Annotated in this window: 14 protein-coding genes; 9 read left to right on the forward strand and 5 right to left on the reverse strand. The window is 44.2% G+C overall.

The genetic code is table 11. The features are described 5' to 3' along the window. The first annotated feature begins 61 nt into the window (after positions 1–61). The gene (locus DK430_RS03020) at positions 62–574 is read left to right on the forward strand and encodes an MltR family transcriptional regulator (protein ID WP_109077642.1); all 513 of its coding nucleotides are present in this window, start codon (positions 62–64) and stop codon (positions 572–574) included. Positions 575–681: 107 nt separating this feature from the next. On the opposite strand, the gene iolG is transcribed toward DK430_RS03020, so the two are convergent. Genes iolG through iolD form a run of 3 tightly spaced genes read right to left on the reverse strand, consistent with a single transcriptional unit; the run spans position 682 to position 4596 of the window. Further along, the gene (gene iolG, locus DK430_RS03025; protein ID WP_109077643.1) at positions 682–1692 is read right to left on the reverse strand and encodes an inositol 2-dehydrogenase; all 1011 of its coding nucleotides are present in this window, start codon (positions 1690–1692) and stop codon (positions 682–684) included. Positions 1693–1694: 2 nt separating this feature from the next. Continuing rightward, positions 1695–2591: a myo-inosose-2 dehydratase gene (gene iolE, locus DK430_RS03030; RefSeq protein ID WP_109077644.1), complete on the reverse strand. Its 897-nt coding sequence runs from the start codon at positions 2589–2591 to the stop codon at positions 1695–1697. Between the two features lie 58 nt (positions 2592–2649). Beyond that, positions 2650–4596: a 3D-(3,5/4)-trihydroxycyclohexane-1,2-dione acylhydrolase (decyclizing) gene (gene iolD / locus DK430_RS03035; RefSeq protein ID WP_109077645.1), complete on the reverse strand. Its 1947-nt coding sequence runs from the start codon at positions 4594–4596 to the stop codon at positions 2650–2652. Positions 4597–4906: 310 nt separating this feature from the next. On the opposite strand from iolD, the gene DK430_RS03040 reads away from it, so the two are divergent. Beyond that, positions 4907–6817 carry a bifunctional 5-dehydro-2-deoxygluconokinase/5-dehydro-2-deoxyphosphogluconate aldolase gene (locus tag DK430_RS03040; protein WP_109077646.1) on the forward strand — a complete coding sequence of 637 codons (1911 nt, stop codon included), beginning with the start codon at positions 4907–4909 and terminating at the stop codon, positions 6815–6817. Between the two features lie 38 nt (positions 6818–6855). Here DK430_RS03040 and DK430_RS03045 read toward each other — a convergent pair whose 3' ends face one another. Both DK430_RS03045 and iolB read right to left on the reverse strand, forming a co-directional pair. Then, entirely contained in the window at positions 6856–7695 is an 840-nt protein-coding gene (locus tag DK430_RS03045; protein ID WP_109077647.1) for a MurR/RpiR family transcriptional regulator, read from the reverse strand. Between the two features lie 147 nt (positions 7696–7842). Continuing rightward, positions 7843–8673 carry a 5-deoxy-glucuronate isomerase gene (gene iolB, locus DK430_RS03050; protein WP_109077648.1) on the reverse strand — a complete coding sequence of 277 codons (831 nt, stop codon included), beginning with the start codon at positions 8671–8673 and terminating at the stop codon, positions 7843–7845. A gap of 262 nt (positions 8674–8935) precedes the next feature. Here iolB and DK430_RS03055 point away from each other — a divergent pair, with 262 nt between their 5' ends. The 7 genes from DK430_RS03055 to DK430_RS03085 all read left to right on the forward strand — a co-directional run bounded on the left by DK430_RS03055 (position 8936) and on the right by DK430_RS03085 (position 17897). Then, complete coding sequence (locus tag DK430_RS03055; protein ID WP_109077649.1) at positions 8936–9730, forward strand: inositol monophosphatase family protein; 795 nt, start codon at positions 8936–8938, stop codon at positions 9728–9730. A 26-nt stretch (positions 9731–9756) separates the two neighbouring features. Continuing rightward, complete coding sequence (locus DK430_RS03060; RefSeq protein WP_109077650.1) at positions 9757–11100, forward strand: MFS transporter; 1344 nt, start codon at positions 9757–9759, stop codon at positions 11098–11100. Between the two features lie 235 nt (positions 11101–11335). Continuing rightward, entirely contained in the window at positions 11336–12844 is a 1509-nt protein-coding gene (locus tag DK430_RS03065) for a CoA-acylating methylmalonate-semialdehyde dehydrogenase (RefSeq protein WP_109077651.1), read from the forward strand. An 89-nt stretch (positions 12845–12933) separates the two neighbouring features. Next, entirely contained in the window at positions 12934–14073 is a 1140-nt protein-coding gene (locus tag DK430_RS03070) for a Gfo/Idh/MocA family protein (protein ID WP_109077652.1), read from the forward strand. 301 nt (positions 14074–14374) lie between these two features. Further along, positions 14375–15313, forward strand: coding sequence for a substrate-binding domain-containing protein (locus DK430_RS03075; RefSeq protein WP_109077653.1), 939 nt, complete (start codon positions 14375–14377; stop codon positions 15311–15313). A gap of 83 nt (positions 15314–15396) precedes the next feature. Next, entirely contained in the window at positions 15397–16329 is a 933-nt protein-coding gene (locus tag DK430_RS03080) for a sugar ABC transporter substrate-binding protein (protein ID WP_109077654.1), read from the forward strand. Between the two features lie 62 nt (positions 16330–16391). After that, positions 16392–17897 carry a sugar ABC transporter ATP-binding protein gene (locus tag DK430_RS03085; protein ID WP_109077655.1) on the forward strand — a complete coding sequence of 502 codons (1506 nt, stop codon included), beginning with the start codon at positions 16392–16394 and terminating at the stop codon, positions 17895–17897. Positions 17898–17906: the final 9 nt, after the last annotated feature.

The raw sequence follows: 17906 nt of genomic DNA on the forward strand, positions 1-17906 counted from the left end.
AGGGCGAATGAGAATTCGCCCTCAGGGTTTAATAAATTTCAAATGTTAAAAGGATGTCCAGGTGCCGATTGATCAGGTTTATGAGAAATTAAACGGGGCAATTTCCATTCGCGGTTTTATTACGGCGTCCGTGGCGATTTTTGATGAAGCCATTGACGAGTTGATTAACCGCGTTTTTCGTAAAACGGATTTTGCCGTAAAATCCGTGGTGGATTCCCTGTTTGAAACCTCCGGCCCCCTCTCCGACCTCAGCATTCGTTTAAAAGTCTTGCTCGGTTTAGGCATTGTGGAACAACCGATCTTTGCCGACATCATGCAATTTATCGAGCTAAAAGAAAGCCTGAACAACGACGAAAAAGAATATGATTTCTCCGATCAGATTATTCAGGATTTCGCGCAAAACTTAAATTTATTGGAAGATAAATCGCTCCTTAATTTCCCGCCGGAAGTCGAAAATCAGGATTCTTTGCTTTACCAAATCAAACATCAACGTAAAGAAAAAGTCATCCGCTCCAGCTTGATTCTCACCATCACCGACATTTGCGAACGCCTGCAAGTGGAAAGCCCGTTGTAGATTTTGGGCGGAAAAGTGCGGTCGTTTTTTCAGATGTTTTTCATCTCGCCATAAAAAACAAAAGACCTGAATCGGCTTCAGGTCTTTTTACTATTGGATAATGGATGTTAAGCAATTTCTGCCAGTTTCACCGGACGTCCTTCATCTAAAGAGCGTTTGGCGGCAAGGGCGATAATTACAGGTTGTAACCCGTCGTTGCCGTTCACCAAAGTCGGTTTGTCGTTCACCACGGAATCCACAAAGCACGCCATTTCATCGGCAAAAGATTGCATGTAGCGCTCTAAGAAGAAGTATTTCGGTTTTTCGGCAATCACGCCCGCTTCGCAGGAATACACGGCGGTGGAATCCGTATCATTGCGGGTTTGTACTGCCCCTTTTGAACCGAACACTTCTGCCCGTTGGTCGTAGCCGTAAACCGCTTTGCGACTGTTGTCGATGACGCCGATGGCGCCGTTGGCGAGTTTTAAAGTGATGACGGCGGTGTCAATGTCGCCGGCTTTGCCGATTTCCGGATTCACCAGCACGCCGCCTGCGGCATACACTTCTACCACTTCGCTGCCGGATAAATAACGGATCATGTCGAAATCGTGAATGGTCATATCAAAGAACATCCCGCCGGACACTTTCACATATTCGATCGGTGGCGCATCCGGATCGCGGGAGGTGACGCGGATTAAGTGCGGTTCGCCGATGTCGCCGTTTGCTACGCGGGTTTTAATGGCTTTGAAGTTGTGGTCGAAGCGGCGATTGAAACCTACTTGGAATTTCACACCGGCTTTTTCCACTTCCGCCAACACGTCTTTAATGCGATTTACGTCGGCATCCACCGGTTTTTCGCAGAAAATGTGTTTGCCGGCACGGGCGGCTTCGATAGAAATCGGCGCATGAGTGTTAGTGGAGGAACACACCAACACCGCATCAATTTCAGGGTCTTGTAGGATTTGTTTGTAATCTTCATAAACGTGCGGAATGCCCATGCCTTTTGCCCATTGTTTGAGCTCATCGGTCACGCGCACATCAGAGATCGCTTTGATTTCAGCGCCTTTGACATATTTTGTAATACTTTCGGAATGCACGCGACCGATGCGGCCTGCGCCGATAATGCCTACTTTAATCATAATTAAATCCCCGCTGTTTCTTTAATGTATTTACGACCTTTGACGGCGTATTCAAACGGATTGGCAATCGCCGGATCCTGTTCTGCTTCAACCACCATCCAACCTTTGTAATTGTGTTTTTCGAGAATGTCGAAAATCGGTCTGAAGTCGATAACGCCATCGCCCGGCACGGTAAATGTACCTTTGCGCACGCCCTCCAGGAAGCTCAGATCTTTGGCTTTCACTTCCGCTACCACTTCATCACGCACGTCTTTGAGGTGGACGTGGCAAATACGGTCGATGTATTTTTCCAAGACGTCCAGCATGGCTTTTTGCGAGCCTTCGGAATAATAAAGGTGACCTGAATCGAATAACAAATACACGTCGTCGTTGACCACCGCCATATATTTATCAATTTCCGCAGGCGTTTGAATGCCGGTGCCCATGTGGTGGTGCAGGCAGACTTTCATGCCTTTTTCGGCAGCCAGTTTGGCAAGCTCGTTATAACCTTCCGCTAATTTTTGCCATTCCTCTTCGGTGAAGACGGTTTTCTCTTTGAAAACAGATTTTGTGGTGCCTTGGATACTGCGACTTTGTTCGGAGCAACCGATAACTTTGGCGCCCATGGCATGCAGGAAATCACGATGTTTGATAAATTCTTTGATGGTTTCTTCTTTTTTGCCGTCCACAAAAAACGTACTGAACCAGGCATTGCAAATTTGAATCCCGCGAACACTCAGCTTATGTTTTAGCACTTCTACATCACGCGGATATTTATTTCCGACCTCACAGCCGGTGAATCCCGCCAGCGCCATTTCGCTCACACATTGTTCAAAGGTATTCTCTTTGCCAAGATCAGGCATATCATCATTTGTCCAACCGATTGGCGCGATACCTAATTTCACGTTTTCAGCTTTCATAGTTTTTTCCTTCTCAACAGAATGGTTAAATTGGAGATAATGATTTTTGAATCACGAATTAATAACGTCTTGCTTCATTAATGTGTTTCACGCTGCTTTCATGGGCTTTGCGGATGGTTTCTTTTTCCGACACTTCCGCCACGCCCACATGCCACCAGCTACCGTAACCGTGAATCATGGTTTTCGGCAACACTTTAATATCAATTAACGTGGAAACAGGTTGTTTCTTAGCGTCCGCTAAGGCAGTACGCAATTCGTCTTCTGTGGTGACTTTATAGGTTTTGCATCCGTAAGAGGCGGCATTCATGGCGAAGTCAACAGGCACGAACCCGCCGTCCAGTTTATCGGTTTGCGGATTTCTGAAACGGAACTCGGTGGCGAAACTGTCCATGCCGTTGCCGATTTGCAGATTGTTAATGCAACCGTTGGTCATGTTATCGAATAAAATCACATTGATTTTTTTGTGTTCCTGTACCGATGTCACTAATTCGGAATGAAGCATCATGTAGGAGCCGTCGCCCAGCAAGGCGTAAACGTCTTTTTCCGGTTTGGCTAATTTTGCCCCTAGTGCGGCGTTGACTTCGTAGCCCATACAGGAATAGCCGTATTCCAAGTGGTAAGTGTTTTCACCTTTAGATTGCCAAGCCCGTTGCAAGTCGCCCGGCAAGCTACCGGCGGCACCCACGATAATGTCGTTTTCGCCCAAAGTTTCATTAAGAATGCCTAAAACGCGGCTTTGTGTTAGGCGGGATTGAGTGAGTTTGATAAATTCCGCATACACTTTTTCCCGATCGAGGGCATCATTTACTTCCGGCACGAAATCGGTTTCCGTATAAGTGGCGTGATAAATGCGTTGCAGCTCTTGGGCAAATTGCGCTTTGGCTTCGGCGACAGCGTTGCCCCAGTGGGCGCGGTAACGATAGCCGGTCGGCGCCAAAAGTGCGGTCAGTTTTTCCAGTGTTTCTTTGGCGTCGGCAACCACTTGCACACCGTCCAGTTTATAAGCGTCAAAACGGGCAACGTTGATATTCAGGAATTTCACATCCGGGTTTTGGAAGATCCATTTGGAGGAGGTGGTGAAATCCGTGTAGCGCGTGCCGATGCCGATCACCAGATCCGCTTCTTTTGCCAACAGGTTGGCGCTCAAACAGCCGGTTTCGCCCACGCCGCCCACATTCAAAACGTGCTCGGAAACGACCGCACTTTTACCCGCTTGGGTTTCGGCAAAAGGAATCTGGAAGGTTTCGGCAAATTGTTTTAACTGTTCCGCCGCTTCGGAATAGCGCACGCCGCCGCCACAAATGATTAACGGCTTTTTCGCATTCATGATCAGATCAACGGCGGCTTTCAGCATCGGTTCGGTCGGTAGCGTGCGCTCGATGCGATGAATACGTTTTTGCAGGAAATATTCCGGGAAATCATAGGCTTCCGCTTGAACGTCTTGTGGCAGGGCGATAGTCACTGCGCCGGTGTCCGCCGGATCCGTTAATACCCGCATGGCGTTAATGCAGGCGGTCATCAATTGTTCCGGGCGGCTGACTCTGTCCCAATATTTGCTGACGGCGCGAAAAGCATCGTTGGTGCTGATGCTTAAATCATGAAATTGTTCAATTTGTTGCAATACCGGATCCGGCTGGCGGGTAGCAAACACATCGCCGGGTAAAAGAAGAAGCGGAATGCGGTTGGCTGTTGCGGTGGCGGCTGCGGTAATCATGTTAGCGGCACCGGGACCGACGGAGGAGGTGCAGGCATAAATTTTTTTGCGCAGATTTTGTTTCGCAAAACCGATCGCCACATGCGCCATGCCTTGTTCGTTCCTCCCTTGGCGTACGATGAGGTCGCCGCTGTCCTGCTCCAACGCCTGACCGATGCCGAGCACGTTGCCATGACCGAAAATACCAAAGATACCTTCAACAAATTTTGTTACTTTGCCGTCAAATTCAATATATTGATTATCAAGGAATTTTATAAGCGCTTGCGCAACAGTAAGTCTTACGGTTTTCATTAGAATCTCCTTTTACGGGTAGCTAGCATTGAAACAAGTATATAAGCATTCTTTTAATTTTAAATCTTTTTGAAACAAAAATTTCATTTTTGAGACATAGATCAAATTTTTCCGAATTTATGTTTTATATTAAAAAATCAGGTTAACAGCCTGTTAAATCTTGCAACATAATACTTCCGATAAAAAATCGGGATTCCTCGGTTTTGTGATTAACCTCTAAAAAATCAAATTCCAATATTGATTTTTTTGAAATATATGTTTCAATTTGTGCGGGTAACACAATTTCACTAAAAATAGAAGGAATTGCATTATGAAAACGGTAGAAAAAACATTAGACCTTATTTGTCTTGGTCGGGTGGCTGTTGATCTTTATGCACAACAAATCGGTGCCAGATTGGAAGATGCCTCTTCTTTTTCCAAATATCTCGGCGGTTCGTCCGGTAATGTGGCTTATGGTACGGCGGTGCAGGGCGTAAAATCCTCTATGTTGGCGCGTGTCGGCGATGAACATATGGGACGTTTTTTGCGCGAGGAATTGCAACGTGTCGGGGTGGATACGAGCCATTTGATTACCGACAAAGAGCGGTTAACCGCACTGGTGATTTTAGGGATTAAAGATCAGGATACATTCCCGTTGATTTTCTATCGTGATAATTGTGCGGATATGGCAATTACCAAAGACGACTTTGATGAAAGTTATATTGCTTCCGCTAAAGCCTTGGCAATCACCGGCACCCATTTATCCCACCTGAAAACCAGAGAGGCGGTGTTGACGGCGTTGGAATACGCGGGCAGAAATAATACGAAACGTTTGCTGGATATTGATTATCGTCCGGTGTTATGGGGGCTGACTTCGCTGGGCGACGGAGAAACCCGTTTTATTGATTCGGCGGCGGTGACCAAATCCTTGCAGGAAGTGTTGCACCATTTTGATGTGCTGGTGGGGACGGAAGAAGAATTCCATATTGCCGGCGGTTCGACGGATACGCTGACCGCACTTAAAAATGTGCGTCAATTTAGTCATGCCGTTTTAGTTTGCAAACGCGGCGCATTAGGTTGTTCCGTATTTGAAGGCGATATTCCTGACGATTTAGACGGCGGATTAAACGTGTATGGCGTCAGAGTGGAAGTGCTGAACGTGCTGGGCGCAGGCGATGCCTTTATGTCAGGGTTAATTCGCGGCTATATCAATAATGAAGGCTGGGAACAAGCTTGCCGTTATGCTAATGCCTGCGGCGCGTTGGTGGTTTCCCGTCATGGTTGTGCCCCTGCAATGCCGACCAAAATCGAGTTGGATAATTATCTTGCCCGCGCGCAATCGGTGCCTCGTCCGGATTTGGACGAGCAACTGAATCACTTACACCGCGTCACCACCCGAAAAGCGAAATGGGATAATTTATGCATTTTTGCCTTTGATCATCGTAAACAGCTGGTGGATATGGCGCAAAAATACGGTGCGGATGTGAAACGTATTCCTAAATTAAAACAGCTTTTATTGCAGGCGGCAGAAAAAACGGCGCGAGAAGAAGGCATTTATGACGGACAAGCGGGGATCCTTGCCGATACGACTTTCGGGCAAGCGGCATTAAATGAAATTACCGGTAAAAAATGGTGGATTGGTCGCCCGATCGAGCTTCCTTCTTCCCGTCCGCTACGTTTGGAACACGGTGATTTAGGTAGTCAATTAGCCGGCTGGCCGCAGGAACATGTGGTGAAATGCCTGGTCTTTTATCATCCGAAAGACAGTGCCGAAATGAAAGCGGATCAAGATGCAACCTTAAAACAGGTGTATCAAGCCTGTTGCCGCACAGGTCATGAGCTACTGTTGGAAGTGATTCTGCCTGCGGATATGGAACAAAACGAACAATATTATGCGGACATCATCGCGCATTTCTATCAGTTAGGCATTAAACCGGATTGGTGGAAATTACCGGGTGTTTCGGCGCAAGGTTGGGAACGTATTAGTGCGGTGATTCAGGCAAACGACCCGTATTGCCGTGGCATCCTAATTTTAGGTTTGGACGCGCCTGAAGCGCAATTCAAAGCGGTGTTTGACGCCTCCGCCAATGCGCCTTTAGTCAAAGGTTTCGCGGTCGGACGGACGATTTTCGGACAACCGTCGGCAGATTGGTTTGCCGGAAAATTAACGGATGACGAGCTGATTGCCGAAGTGGGTGAGAGATACAGAAGACTGATTAAACTGTGGCAAGCCCGCAAATAAGCCTACATGTAAAAATGCCCCGTTTCGGGGCATTTTTGTTACTTCGCATTTTTCTCTTTTTCTTTTTCCAATCCGAGCACAATCGCCAGCGTTTGCACTAACGTCATGGTGGAGCATTGTGAGCGGAATCCCAATACTTGAGCCTCTTTGATCACGAAAGCTATATCGCTGAAGGCAAGCAACGGGCTGATTTGGCTGTCGGTGATGGCAATTTGTTTGATGCCTTTCTTGGCGCTGGTATTCATAATGTTGACGGTTTCCGTAGCATACGGGGAGAAGCTGATCGCCACCACAACATCGCCTTCTTTGACCTGATTGAGCTGTTCATCAAACATTCCGCCCAGTCCGTTGATTAAAAAGGAGCTGCAATCCAAATGGTGCAGGGCATAATTAAGATAGCAGGCGACACTGAAAGAACGTTTTAACCCGATAATAAAAATGTTATTGGCTTCTTTTAAGATCTTGGCGGCAGCATAAATTTGTTCGTTTGTGGTTTGTTCTGCCAATTGAATCAAGGCTTGGCTATTGGCCTGCGAGAAGATGGTTAAAATATCTTCAGGCGATTCTTCCCCTTCCGATTGAGCGATTTTGTGTGAAAGTTGGAGGCGTTCGGTGTAGTTTGTGGTTTTTTCCATGAGATTTTCACGAAAGATTTGTTTCATTTCGTTAAAACCGGAAAAACCGAATTCGGCGGCAAAGCGGATCAATGTGGACGGCGGCACATCAGCCTTTTCGGCAATGGTTGCTACCGTATCAAAAACGATACTATCGCTGTTATCTAAAATATATTGGGCAACCTGTTTCAGTCTTTTGCTTAAACTGTCGTAGCGGGTTTGAATTTCTGTTTGTAAATTGGTTAATTGAGATTTTTCTTTCATATTGTTATATCCATAAAATAAATATTCCTAAATATTATAGAGATAAACGAAAAATTCAAGAAAAGTGCGGTCATTTTTTTCAGTGAATTTAAAAAACACCGAAAAAGATGACCGCACTTTAAGTCGGGTTATGGATTTAAGCATCCTTTATTTAAACTTATCGGCGTATTCTTCGGTATTAATCCAAGAATGATCCTGCTCCCAAGTGAAACGCCATTTTCTCACTGGTCCAGCCATCACGTTTAAGTAATAGTTGTCATAACCGGCAATGGTGGCAACCGGATGATAGCCTCTCGGTACTTGCACCACATCGCCGTCATAGACCGCCATACATTCGTCTAACGAGCGGTCGTCAGTATAAACCCGTTGCAAGGCGAAACCTTGTGACGGAGAGAAACGGTGGTAGTAGGTTTCTTCCAAGTAGGTTTCCGTCGGCGAGTTTTTATCGTCGTGTTTGTGGCTTGGGAATGAGCTGGTATTGCCCTCATCAGTAAATACCTCAACGACCAATAACGCATCGGCAGTTTCGGTTTCCGGCAGGATATTGTGTACCAGACGTTTATTGTTGCCGTAGCCGCGTTTTTCCACGCCCACATCTTTCGGTTCGATTAAGCGTACCGGCAAATTGCCTTGACTTGGTGCGCGACAAACTGCCAGCTCTAAATAGCTTTCGGCTTTAATTTGGACTTTTTGCTGATGCGGAACATATACCGAATAAGGCGGAATCCGCTCAAATGGCGAAGTGCGGTTGCCTATATGTTCAAATGTGGCTTGTGCTGTGGCAACGGTAGCTTGACCGGCAACCAGCACGAAGCAAACTTCGGTGTTTTCCGTATCGAAGGTAAGCTTTTGGTCTTTTTGTAGGTGGTACATCTCAAAACCGACATATTCCCAGTTTGCTGTTTTTGGGGTGATTTTTTGTACTTCACCATTCTTTTCAGGATGATTTTTCTTTGATTTGGATAGTAAGTGACTCATCGCATTCTCCTAAAATGACTCAATAAACTCCTTGGATAATACTCCCTTAACTTAATTAATCCACAGGCTTTTCTTTAAAATCAGATACAGATCACAAAAGTGGAACAAAAAGTTCATTTTAGATTCATACGTATTGAATTTTTCAAATGACAGGCGTAGCGTGAAAGTGCTTATCAAGAAATTAAGGAGGGAACGACGCCTATTGTAACTTAACCAATTCATATCATAAGCCTACAACGATGTATTAATCAGGAGAATCTATATGGACGTTGAACTACGAAATAGATATTTATTTTCTCAGGAGTTAGTCAAAGAAGTTGGGAAAATTGCACTGGATTTTTACCTTAAACGTAAGGAGCTGAAAATTGAGTGTAAAAAGGGCGATTTGCAAGATCAAGTGAGTATTGCGGATAAAACCGTCGAAGCGAAAATTAAAGAAGCCTTAAAACAACATTTTCCGCAAGATGGTTTTTTAGGCGAAGAATCCGGCGCGGAAAACTTAGCTTGTGAATATTGTTGGGTAGTGGATCCGATTGATGGTACCAGCCCGTTTTTGTATGGATTAAACGCTTGGTGCGTTTCCATTGCAATCCTGCATAAAAATCAAATAGTCTCCGGTGTGATTTTTGATCCCGTTCATAATGAATTATTCAGAGCCATGAAAGGCGACGGTGCATTTCTTAATGATCAACCTATTCACGCTTCCTCTTCCACCTCATTAAAAGAAGGGTTAATGGGATTAGGTGTCTCCCACCGCGTTCATCCCGACACTTTCACCCCTGTGTTACACCAAATTTTACTTGATGGCGGTATGTTCATTCGTAATGGTTCCGGCGCATTAATGCTGGTTTATGTGGCTGCCGGTCGCTTGATTGGCTATTTTGAACCGCACATTAACGCTTGGGATGTTTGTGCCGCCATAATTATTGTTCAAGAAGCGGGCGGTTATGTGAATAATTTCCTTGAAAATGACGGATTATCCAAAGGAAATTATATTTTAGGTTGTTGTACCGAAGCCTTATTTAACACAATGAATCACATCAGAAATTCACACTAAATACGTTAAAGTAGAAAGGAGGCTATATGTCTGTTCTCAGCTTTTTCAGAGCCAGTTCGGCGATTCCGTTGAAGGATTATACGGAGAAAATGTTCAAGAGCACGCGCATGAAAAACTTTTGGGCATTTTCCTTTGCTTATGCAATTTACTATGTTTGTCGCCTGTCTTTTAATGTGGCGAAACCCGCGTTAGTCAATAATGGTATCTTAACTGCCACGGAATTAGGGGTTATCGGTTCCGCGATCTTCATTACTTATGCCGTCGGTAAGTTTGTTAACAGCGCTTTGGCGGATCATTCCAATATTGTCCGTTTCTTTTCTGTAGGATTGTTCTTTTCCGCACTCGCCAATTTTGCTATGGGCATGAATACCAGTGCCATTGTACTCACCATTATTTGGGGTTTTAACGGTTGGGTGCAATCCATGGGTGTTGGACCTTGTGTCGTGGCATTATCCCGTTGGTACGATGATAAAGAACGTGGTTCTTATTACGGCTTCTGGTCAGTCGCACATAATGTCGGCGAAGGTATTACCTTTGTGGTGACGGCGGCAATCATCACCGCATTCGGTTGGCGTGCCGGATTTAATTTTGCCGGTGTTGCGGGCTTGTTAGGCGTGCTTGTGACCATCATGTTTATGAAAGATTCGCCGGAATCCTGCGGCTATAAACCGATTATTAAAACCGAATCGAAAGAGGAAGTTTTTGATAATAAGGAAGTGTTAAGACACCAATGGGAAGTCATTAAAAATCCGGCTATTTGGATTTTGGCTGTCGCGTCTTGTTGTATGTATATCGCCCGTTACGGTGTGAACAGCTGGGGCGTATTTTTTCTTGAAAACGGCAAAGGTTATACCACTATTGAAGCCGCTTCCATCATCAGTGTGAACAGTATCGTCGGTATTTTAGGCACGGTGGTTTCAGGTTGGTTATCCGATCGCTTCTTGCATGGGAAACGAAACATTATGACCATCGGTGTCAGCCTGTTGAACGCCATCGCCTTAGCGGCTTTCTTGTTTGCACCAAACGGCAATACCTGGTTCTCCATTATTGCCCTTTCCGTCTTCGGTATCACGCTTGGTATTCAGTTATGTTTCTTGGGCGGTTTATTGGCAACGGATATTTCCCACAAATCCGCGTCAGGCATTGCATTGGGCATGATGGGTGTCTTTGGTTATGCCGGCGCAGCGGCAGGTGAGTTCCTAACCGGCTTCATGTTGGATAAAACTACCGTTATTAACGAAGCAGGCAAGAAAATCTATGATTTTGACAGTCTGTCTTACTTCTGGGTTGGTGCAGATGTGTGTTCCGTATTGGCGTCTGTGTTATTTGCCATCGTGGTGTATTACCAAACTAAACGTATAGCAAATTAATGGTTGACGGACAAAAAAGTGCGGTGGATTTTGACCGCACTTTTTATCTGCGGATTAAAATCAGACACAGATCACAAAAATGAAATAAAATATTCAATTTAAAATAAAATGATTTGAAAGTTTTATTTTATTTTTCTACTCTATAGCTACCTTGGGTGATAAGCATCGTTGTTTTATGTAAATTGCCATTCGTTTATCGCATGTTAATTTCTTAAACTATAAGAAGGAGTTCAAAATGGAAACCGTTTATAACTTTATTAATGGTAAACAAGTTCCAAGCAGAGGGACAAAAGCGCATCCGATTTATAACCCGGCAACCGGTGAGCAGATTCGCCAAGTGATTATGAGCTCGCCTGATGATGTTAATGAGGCGATTGAAGTGGCGCATAAAGCCTTTGCCGATTGGTCTGCAACTTCTCCGCTACGCCGTGCCCGTATTATGTTTAAATTTAAAGAGTTATTGGAAAGAGATTGGGATTCATTGGCGCGTTTGATTGTTGAAGAACATGGTAAAGTTTATTCCGATGCTTGTGGTGAATTGACCCGTGGTTTGGAAGTTGTCGAGTTTTCATGCGGTATCCCTCATTTATTGAAAGGTGAGTTTTCAGAACAGGCAGGACGCGGTATTGATATTCACTCGTCCTTGCAACCGTTAGGGGTGACAGTGGGGATTACTCCGTTTAACTTCCCGGCGATGGTGCCGATGTGGATGTTCCCGATTGCATTAGCCTGCGGTAATACCTTTATTTTGAAGCCGGCAAAAGCCGATCCTTCTTTATCTATTCGTTTGGCAGAGTTATTAAAAGAAGCCGGTTTGCCTGACGGTGTATTTAATGTGGTGCATGGCGATCGCAATGACAATGAAATCTTGTTGCGTGATCCGCGTGTTCATGCAGTGAGCTTTGTGGGCTCCACACCGGCAGCGGCGCATGTGTATAAAGTCGGTTCTGAGTTCGGTAAACGGGTTCAAACCTTTGGTGCGGCGAAAAACCATGCATTAATCATGCCTGATGCGGATATTGAATCTACCGCCAATGCGTTGTTAGGCGCGGCATTCGGTGCGGCAGGGGAGCGTTGTATGGCGTTGGCATTAGCCGTAACGATTGATGATGAAACCGCAGATAAATTAGTTGCCGCCTTAAAACCGAAAGTGGAAGCCCTTCGTTATGGTCCGGGCATTCCGAAACCGGGTGAAAAAGAAATGGACTTTGGTCCGTTAATTACCCAACAACATCTTAATAATGTCACCAATTACATTACAACCGGCGTAGAGGAAGGCGCAACCTTAGTGGTTGACGGTCGTGGTAAAAAACCTGCCGGCCATGAAAATGGCTTCTTCATCGGCGGCTCCTTATTTGACAATGTGACTTCCGATATGGTGATTTATAAAGAAGAAATCTTCGGTCCTGTCTTAGGTATTGTCAGAGCGAAAAGTTTTGAGGAAGCAATGAAGTTGATTAATGAACATCCTTATGGAAACGGTACGGCGATCTTTACCTCTGACGGCGGTGCCGCGCGTGAGTTTGCGTATCATGTTCAAGCAGGTATGGTGGGCATTAATGTGCCGATTCCTGTGCCGATGTCATTCCATTGCTTTGGCGGTTGGAAACACTCTTCTTACAGCACATTGAACGTTTACGGTCCGGACGGTGTTCGTTTCTATACGAAGATGAAAACCGTGACTACACGTTGGCCGAATAAATATGTGATTGAGAATGCGGCATTTAGTATGCCGACATTGTAATCGGCTTCGTTTTTAAATCATCAGGAGGAGATAATGAACATTAGGGCTTATCTCCTCTTATTTTATGTCATAAATGGTAAGGATAGGGTATGAAACAAGTGCGTATCGGTTTAGTCGGAACAGGATATATCGGGCGTTGCCATGCAATTGCTTATGCACAGGCACCAACCGTTTTCCCCCTTGATGCGGAATTGGTGTTGGAGTATTTGGCGGAAGTCACGCCTGAATTGGCAGAAAAGAAAGCAAAAGAATTCGGTTTTAAACGTTTTACCGGCGATTGGCATGATATTGTGCAGGATCCGAATGTGGACGTGGTGGATATTTGTACGCCAAATTTCCTCCATAAAGAAATTGCTTTAGCGGCAATTGCCAATGGTAAACATGTCTATTCTGAAAAACCGCTTGCGTTGACGGCGGCAGATGCCAAGTTGATGTATGAGGCGGCAAAAAAGGCCGGTGTGAAAACATTGGTCGGATTTAATTATATAAAGAACCCGACAACGCAGTTAGCGAGAGAAATCATTGCAAACGGCGAAATCGGTGAGGTGATTCATTTTTACGGTACGCATAATGAAGATTATCTTGCTAATGAAAATACCCCGTTAGACTGGCACTGTGTGAAAGAAAAGGCAGGGTTAGGGGCGTTGGGGGATCTTGCTGCGCATATTGTTCAAATGTCCCAATACTTATTAGGGCAGGAGATTCGTTCCGTTATCGGTGATATGCAAACGGTAATTAAAACCAGACCGAATCCCAATAATCTGCAAGAACGTTTAGCGGTAGAAAATGAAGATCAGGCAACGGCATTAGTCCGTTTTGCAAACGGTTGCATGGGAACCATTGAAACTTCCCGTATTGCTTGCGGACGTAAAATGGGGCTAAGTTATGTCATTACAGGCACGAAAGGCACGATTACTTATACTCAGGAAAGAATGGCGGAATTAAAACTGTATTTGCATGATGAAGATCCGGCCAGACAAGGTTTTAAAACGATTCTTACCGGCCCGTTGCATCCGGATTATAAGAATTTTTGTGTAAGTGCCGGTCATGGTATCGGTTTTAATGATCAGAAAACCGTAGAGATTCGGGATTTAGTTAATGGGTTAGCTTCATCGGCAAACAGACTATATCCGGATTTTGAAGAAGGTTATAAGGTTTCCAGAGTATTGGATGCTATTGCGCTTTCCTGTGAACAAAAACGCTGGATAGAGGTGGAAGAGGTCGCATAAATAAACTGCATTAATGATTTATATAGGCATCGGGAGATGCCTATTTTTTTCGCTAAAAATAAAATATTTAGTTTATTTTTATGATAGTTAAATTTTCCTTCCAAAAAATAAGATCTATCTCACACTTTCAAAAAATGGTTATTGCAGGGAATCTTCTTTTAATGGTACATATACTTAACGGATAATTTGTTTCAAATTGTCTAGTGGTGAAATTTATATTCGCATATAACTGTTGTGGTGGGGTATAGCTGTATTTCAATTTTTATTGTTATTCATTTAACCGATAAAAGGGAGTTGCATTATGAAAAAGTCACTACTTGCGTTACTTTGTGGTGGAATCCTATTAACGTCTCAAGCCGTTATCGCTAAAAATGTTGTTATTGGCGCTCCAATGGTTGCCTTCTCCGACAAATGGCAAACCTATCTTCAAGATGCGATTCGTGAATTTGATAAAACTCACGATGATGTAGAAATCAAACTTGCCGATGCTAACGGCGACCCTGCCCGCTTATTAAACGATGCGGAAACCTTTATTGACCAAAAAGTCGATGCGTTACTGGTTGTGCCGACCGATCCGAATATTGTTAAGGTTATCGGCAGAAAAGCCAAACGTGCCGGCATTCCTCTTATTATTATTAATCGCAAACCGTTAGATGAAGATATGCAGTATGTCACCAGCTATGTGGGTTCCGATGAAATTGAAGGTGGACGTATTCAAGCGGACTTTATTGTGAATACATTAAAAGGTAAACCAGCTGAAGCCGCTATTTTGATGGGACCTTTGGGACAGGATGCGCAAATTAAACGGACACAAGGTAATAAAGAAGTTTTTGCGCATAATAAAAATGTCAAAATTTTCACTGAGCAAGAAGGTAAATGGGATAGAGCTAAGGGCTTGGAAATCGCCGAAAACTTACTTGCCGCAAACAAGAATCTGAATGTTGTGGTCAGCAATAACGATGAAATGGCGATTGGTGCCGTATTGGCAGGTAGAAAGCTAGGCCTTAAAGACGAAGATTTAATTATCGTAGGTCTTGATGCAACACCTGATGCCCTAGATTATTTGGGTAAAGGCTTAGACGCTACGGTATTCCAATCGGCAGCCGGTCAAGGTGCTGCAGGAGCGGAAATGGCATATCTGGCAGCGAAAGGTGAGAAAGTGCCGTCCGTGAAATGGGTTCCTTTCGAGCTTGTGACACCGGACAAAAAAGAGGAATACCAAGCGAAATACAAAAAATAGTTTTAAATCAACGGTAACGGAAAGGGCGTTTGTCCTTTCCGCTATTCACTCAGTCATTTATTCCATAAACGGAGGGATAAACAATGTTAAAAAAGATATGCATCTTGGTTCTTGGTCTCTTTTTCACTCCGATCATTCTTGCTAAATCTATTGTTGTTGGCGTTTCCATGTATAGCCTCGCAGATAAATATCCCACTTATTTGCAGGATTCAATGAATAAATTTGTCAGTTCACAGTCTGATCTGAAGTTTAAATATGCGGATGCTAACGGTGATCCTGCCAAAATGCTAAATGATGTGGAAAATTTTATTGATTCTAAGGTGGATGCATTAATTATCATGCCAACGGATCAAAAAATCGTCAAAGCCATCGGATTAAAAGCGAAGAAAGCCAAGATCCCTCTGATTGTAGTCACGGTGAAGCCGAATGAAGAAGATATGCAATATGTGGCGAGTTATGTGGGTTCCGAAGAAATTAAAAGTGGGGAAATGCAGGGGGAATTTATTGTTAATTCGCTGAAGGGCAAACCGGCAAAAGCGATTATTTTACTCGGACCGTTGGGTTTAGAAGCGCAAATCAAGCGTACGGAAGGCAATAAAAAGATTTTTGCACAGCATCCTGAAATTAAAGTGGTCGCTGAACAAGAGGCGAAATGGGATCGCTCAAAAGGCATGGAAGTGGCAGAAAATTTGCTGTCAGCACATCGCGATGCCAACGTGATTCTTAGTAATAATGATGAAATGGCGATTGGCGCACTGCTTGCTGCGAAAAAATTAGGTTTTAAAGATGAAGATTTGCTGATTGTAGGCATTGATGCGACACCGGATGCATTGGGGTATTTAGGTAACGGCCTTGATGCTACGGTTTATCAATCCGCCTCCGGACAAGGTCGCTTGAGTGCCGAGATGGCATATAAAGCCGCGTTAGGCGAAGACATTCCAAAATATAACTGGATTCCTTTTGAATTGGTGACACCTGATATGAAGGAGCAATATATCAATAAATATAAGGAGTAAATTGACCGCACTTTATAACGACTATTCTAATATTCGTTCTTAACCGATTTAAGGAGTTAAAAATGACTAACAGTTCAAATTCTCCCTATATTTTAGAGATGAGAAATGTGTCAAAAACATTTCCCGGGGTGAAAGCACTGGATCGAATTAATCTTCGGGTGAAACGCGGAAGCGTTCATGCGCTCATGGGGGAAAACGGTGCAGGAAAATCAACGTTGATGAAGGTTCTGTACGGAATCTATATTCCGGATGAGGGCGGTGAGTTGATTTTGGATGATAAGCCCTTTAAGCCAAGTCGTCCTATCGATGCCATTCGCAGCGGTTTAACCATGGTGCCGCAGGAAATTTCTCCCGCCGCGAATTTAACTATCGCCGATAATTTCTATTTGGGACGTGAAATTACCCAAGGGAAATTTTTTCTTAATCAAAAAGCAATGGATGAGCAAGCCTCTGCGATCTTAAAAGACCTCGGTGTGCCTATGGATGTGACGGCAAAAATGTCCGATGTGTCGGTGGCGAAAGCACAGTTGGTGGCGATTGCTACGGCGGTTTCCAATGATGCAAAAGTTATCATTATGGACGAACCGACAACGGCATTGACTGAAAATGAAGTGGAGCAGCTTTACCGAATTATTGAAACGGTAAAAGCCAGAGGCATCGCGATTATCTTTATTTCCCATAAATTAGACGAAGTTTTCCGCGTATCCGATGAGATCACGGTTATTCGTGACGGTCAATATGTGGACACCAAACCAACCAAAGAAGTCACCAAAGAACAGCTTATTTCCATGATGGTCGGACGCGATATGTCGGAAATGTTCCAGCGTGAGCGTTTTGATTTATCCGACGAGATTGTTTTGGAGATCAAACACTTTACCCGTGCAGGAAAATACCAGGATATTAATTTTGCCGTACGTAAAGGCGAGATTTTCGGTATCGCAGGATTGGTCGGTGCCGGTCGTTCGGAAATTGTGGAAGGGCTATTCGGTTATAAACCGGCAGATAGCGGTGAAATTTATATTAAAGGCGAAAAAGCGATTATTAATAATCCGTTAGATGCCATGAAATATAAAATCGGCTTTGTGACGGAAGACCGAAAACTGACCGGATTGTTTTTAAATCTGAGCATTACAGACAACATGATTATGCCGAAAATGTCGCCTTATCTGGAAAATTTCCTGGTTTCTGTCGTAAGGGCACAAAAAACGGCAAACGAACAAAAAACCAAACTCAAGATAAAAGCCCCGAATGTTGAGGTGATTACCAATAATCTTTCAGGCGGTAATCAACAGAAAGTTTTACTTGCCCGTTGGTTATTGCTGGAACCGGATATTCTGATTTTGGATGAGCCGACCAAAGGGATTGATGTGGGGGCAAAAGCAGAATTGTATAAATTGATGGTTGAACTCTCAAAACAAGGCAAAACCATCATTATGATTACATCGGATATGCTGGAGCTTTTATCTATGAGTGACCGCGTGATGGTCATGCACGAAGGGCATCAAGTGGGCATTATTCCTCATACGGAGCTAACACAAGAGCGGGTTCTTGAATTGGCTTCAGGTTAGTTTTGTATT

It is taken from the genome of Aggregatibacter kilianii (assembly GCF_003129965.1).
In the GTDB taxonomy this organism is placed as follows: domain Bacteria; phylum Pseudomonadota; class Gammaproteobacteria; order Enterobacterales; family Pasteurellaceae; genus Aggregatibacter; species Aggregatibacter kilianii_A.

What these genes read in the sequence shown, in the direction of transcription:
- iolG (WP_109077643.1), bottom strand. Translation starts at nt 1,692, where the DNA reads ATGATTAAAGTAGGCATTATCGGCGCAGGCCGCATCGGTCGCGTGCAT.
- iolE (WP_109077644.1), bottom strand. Translation starts at nt 2,591, where the DNA reads ATGAAAGCTGAAAACGTGAAATTAGGTATCGCGCCAATCGGTTGGACA.
- iolD (WP_109077645.1), bottom strand. Translation starts at nt 4,596, where the DNA reads ATGAAAACCGTAAGACTTACTGTTGCGCAAGCGCTTATAAAATTCCTT.
- DK430_RS03040 (WP_109077646.1), top strand. Translation starts at nt 4,907, where the DNA reads ATGAAAACGGTAGAAAAAACATTAGACCTTATTTGTCTTGGTCGGGTG.
- DK430_RS03045 (WP_109077647.1), bottom strand. Translation starts at nt 7,695, where the DNA reads ATGAAAGAAAAATCTCAATTAACCAATTTACAAACAGAAATTCAAACC.
- iolB (WP_109077648.1), bottom strand. Translation starts at nt 8,673, where the DNA reads ATGAGTCACTTACTATCCAAATCAAAGAAAAATCATCCTGAAAAGAAT.
- DK430_RS03055 (WP_109077649.1), top strand. Translation starts at nt 8,936, where the DNA reads ATGGACGTTGAACTACGAAATAGATATTTATTTTCTCAGGAGTTAGTC.
- DK430_RS03060 (WP_109077650.1), top strand. Translation starts at nt 9,757, where the DNA reads ATGTCTGTTCTCAGCTTTTTCAGAGCCAGTTCGGCGATTCCGTTGAAG.
- DK430_RS03065 (WP_109077651.1), top strand. Translation starts at nt 11,336, where the DNA reads ATGGAAACCGTTTATAACTTTATTAATGGTAAACAAGTTCCAAGCAGA.
- DK430_RS03070 (WP_109077652.1), top strand. Translation starts at nt 12,934, where the DNA reads ATGAAACAAGTGCGTATCGGTTTAGTCGGAACAGGATATATCGGGCGT.
- DK430_RS03075 (WP_109077653.1), top strand. Translation starts at nt 14,375, where the DNA reads ATGAAAAAGTCACTACTTGCGTTACTTTGTGGTGGAATCCTATTAACG.
- DK430_RS03080 (WP_109077654.1), top strand. Translation starts at nt 15,397, where the DNA reads ATGTTAAAAAAGATATGCATCTTGGTTCTTGGTCTCTTTTTCACTCCG.
- DK430_RS03085 (WP_109077655.1), top strand. Translation starts at nt 16,392, where the DNA reads ATGACTAACAGTTCAAATTCTCCCTATATTTTAGAGATGAGAAATGTG.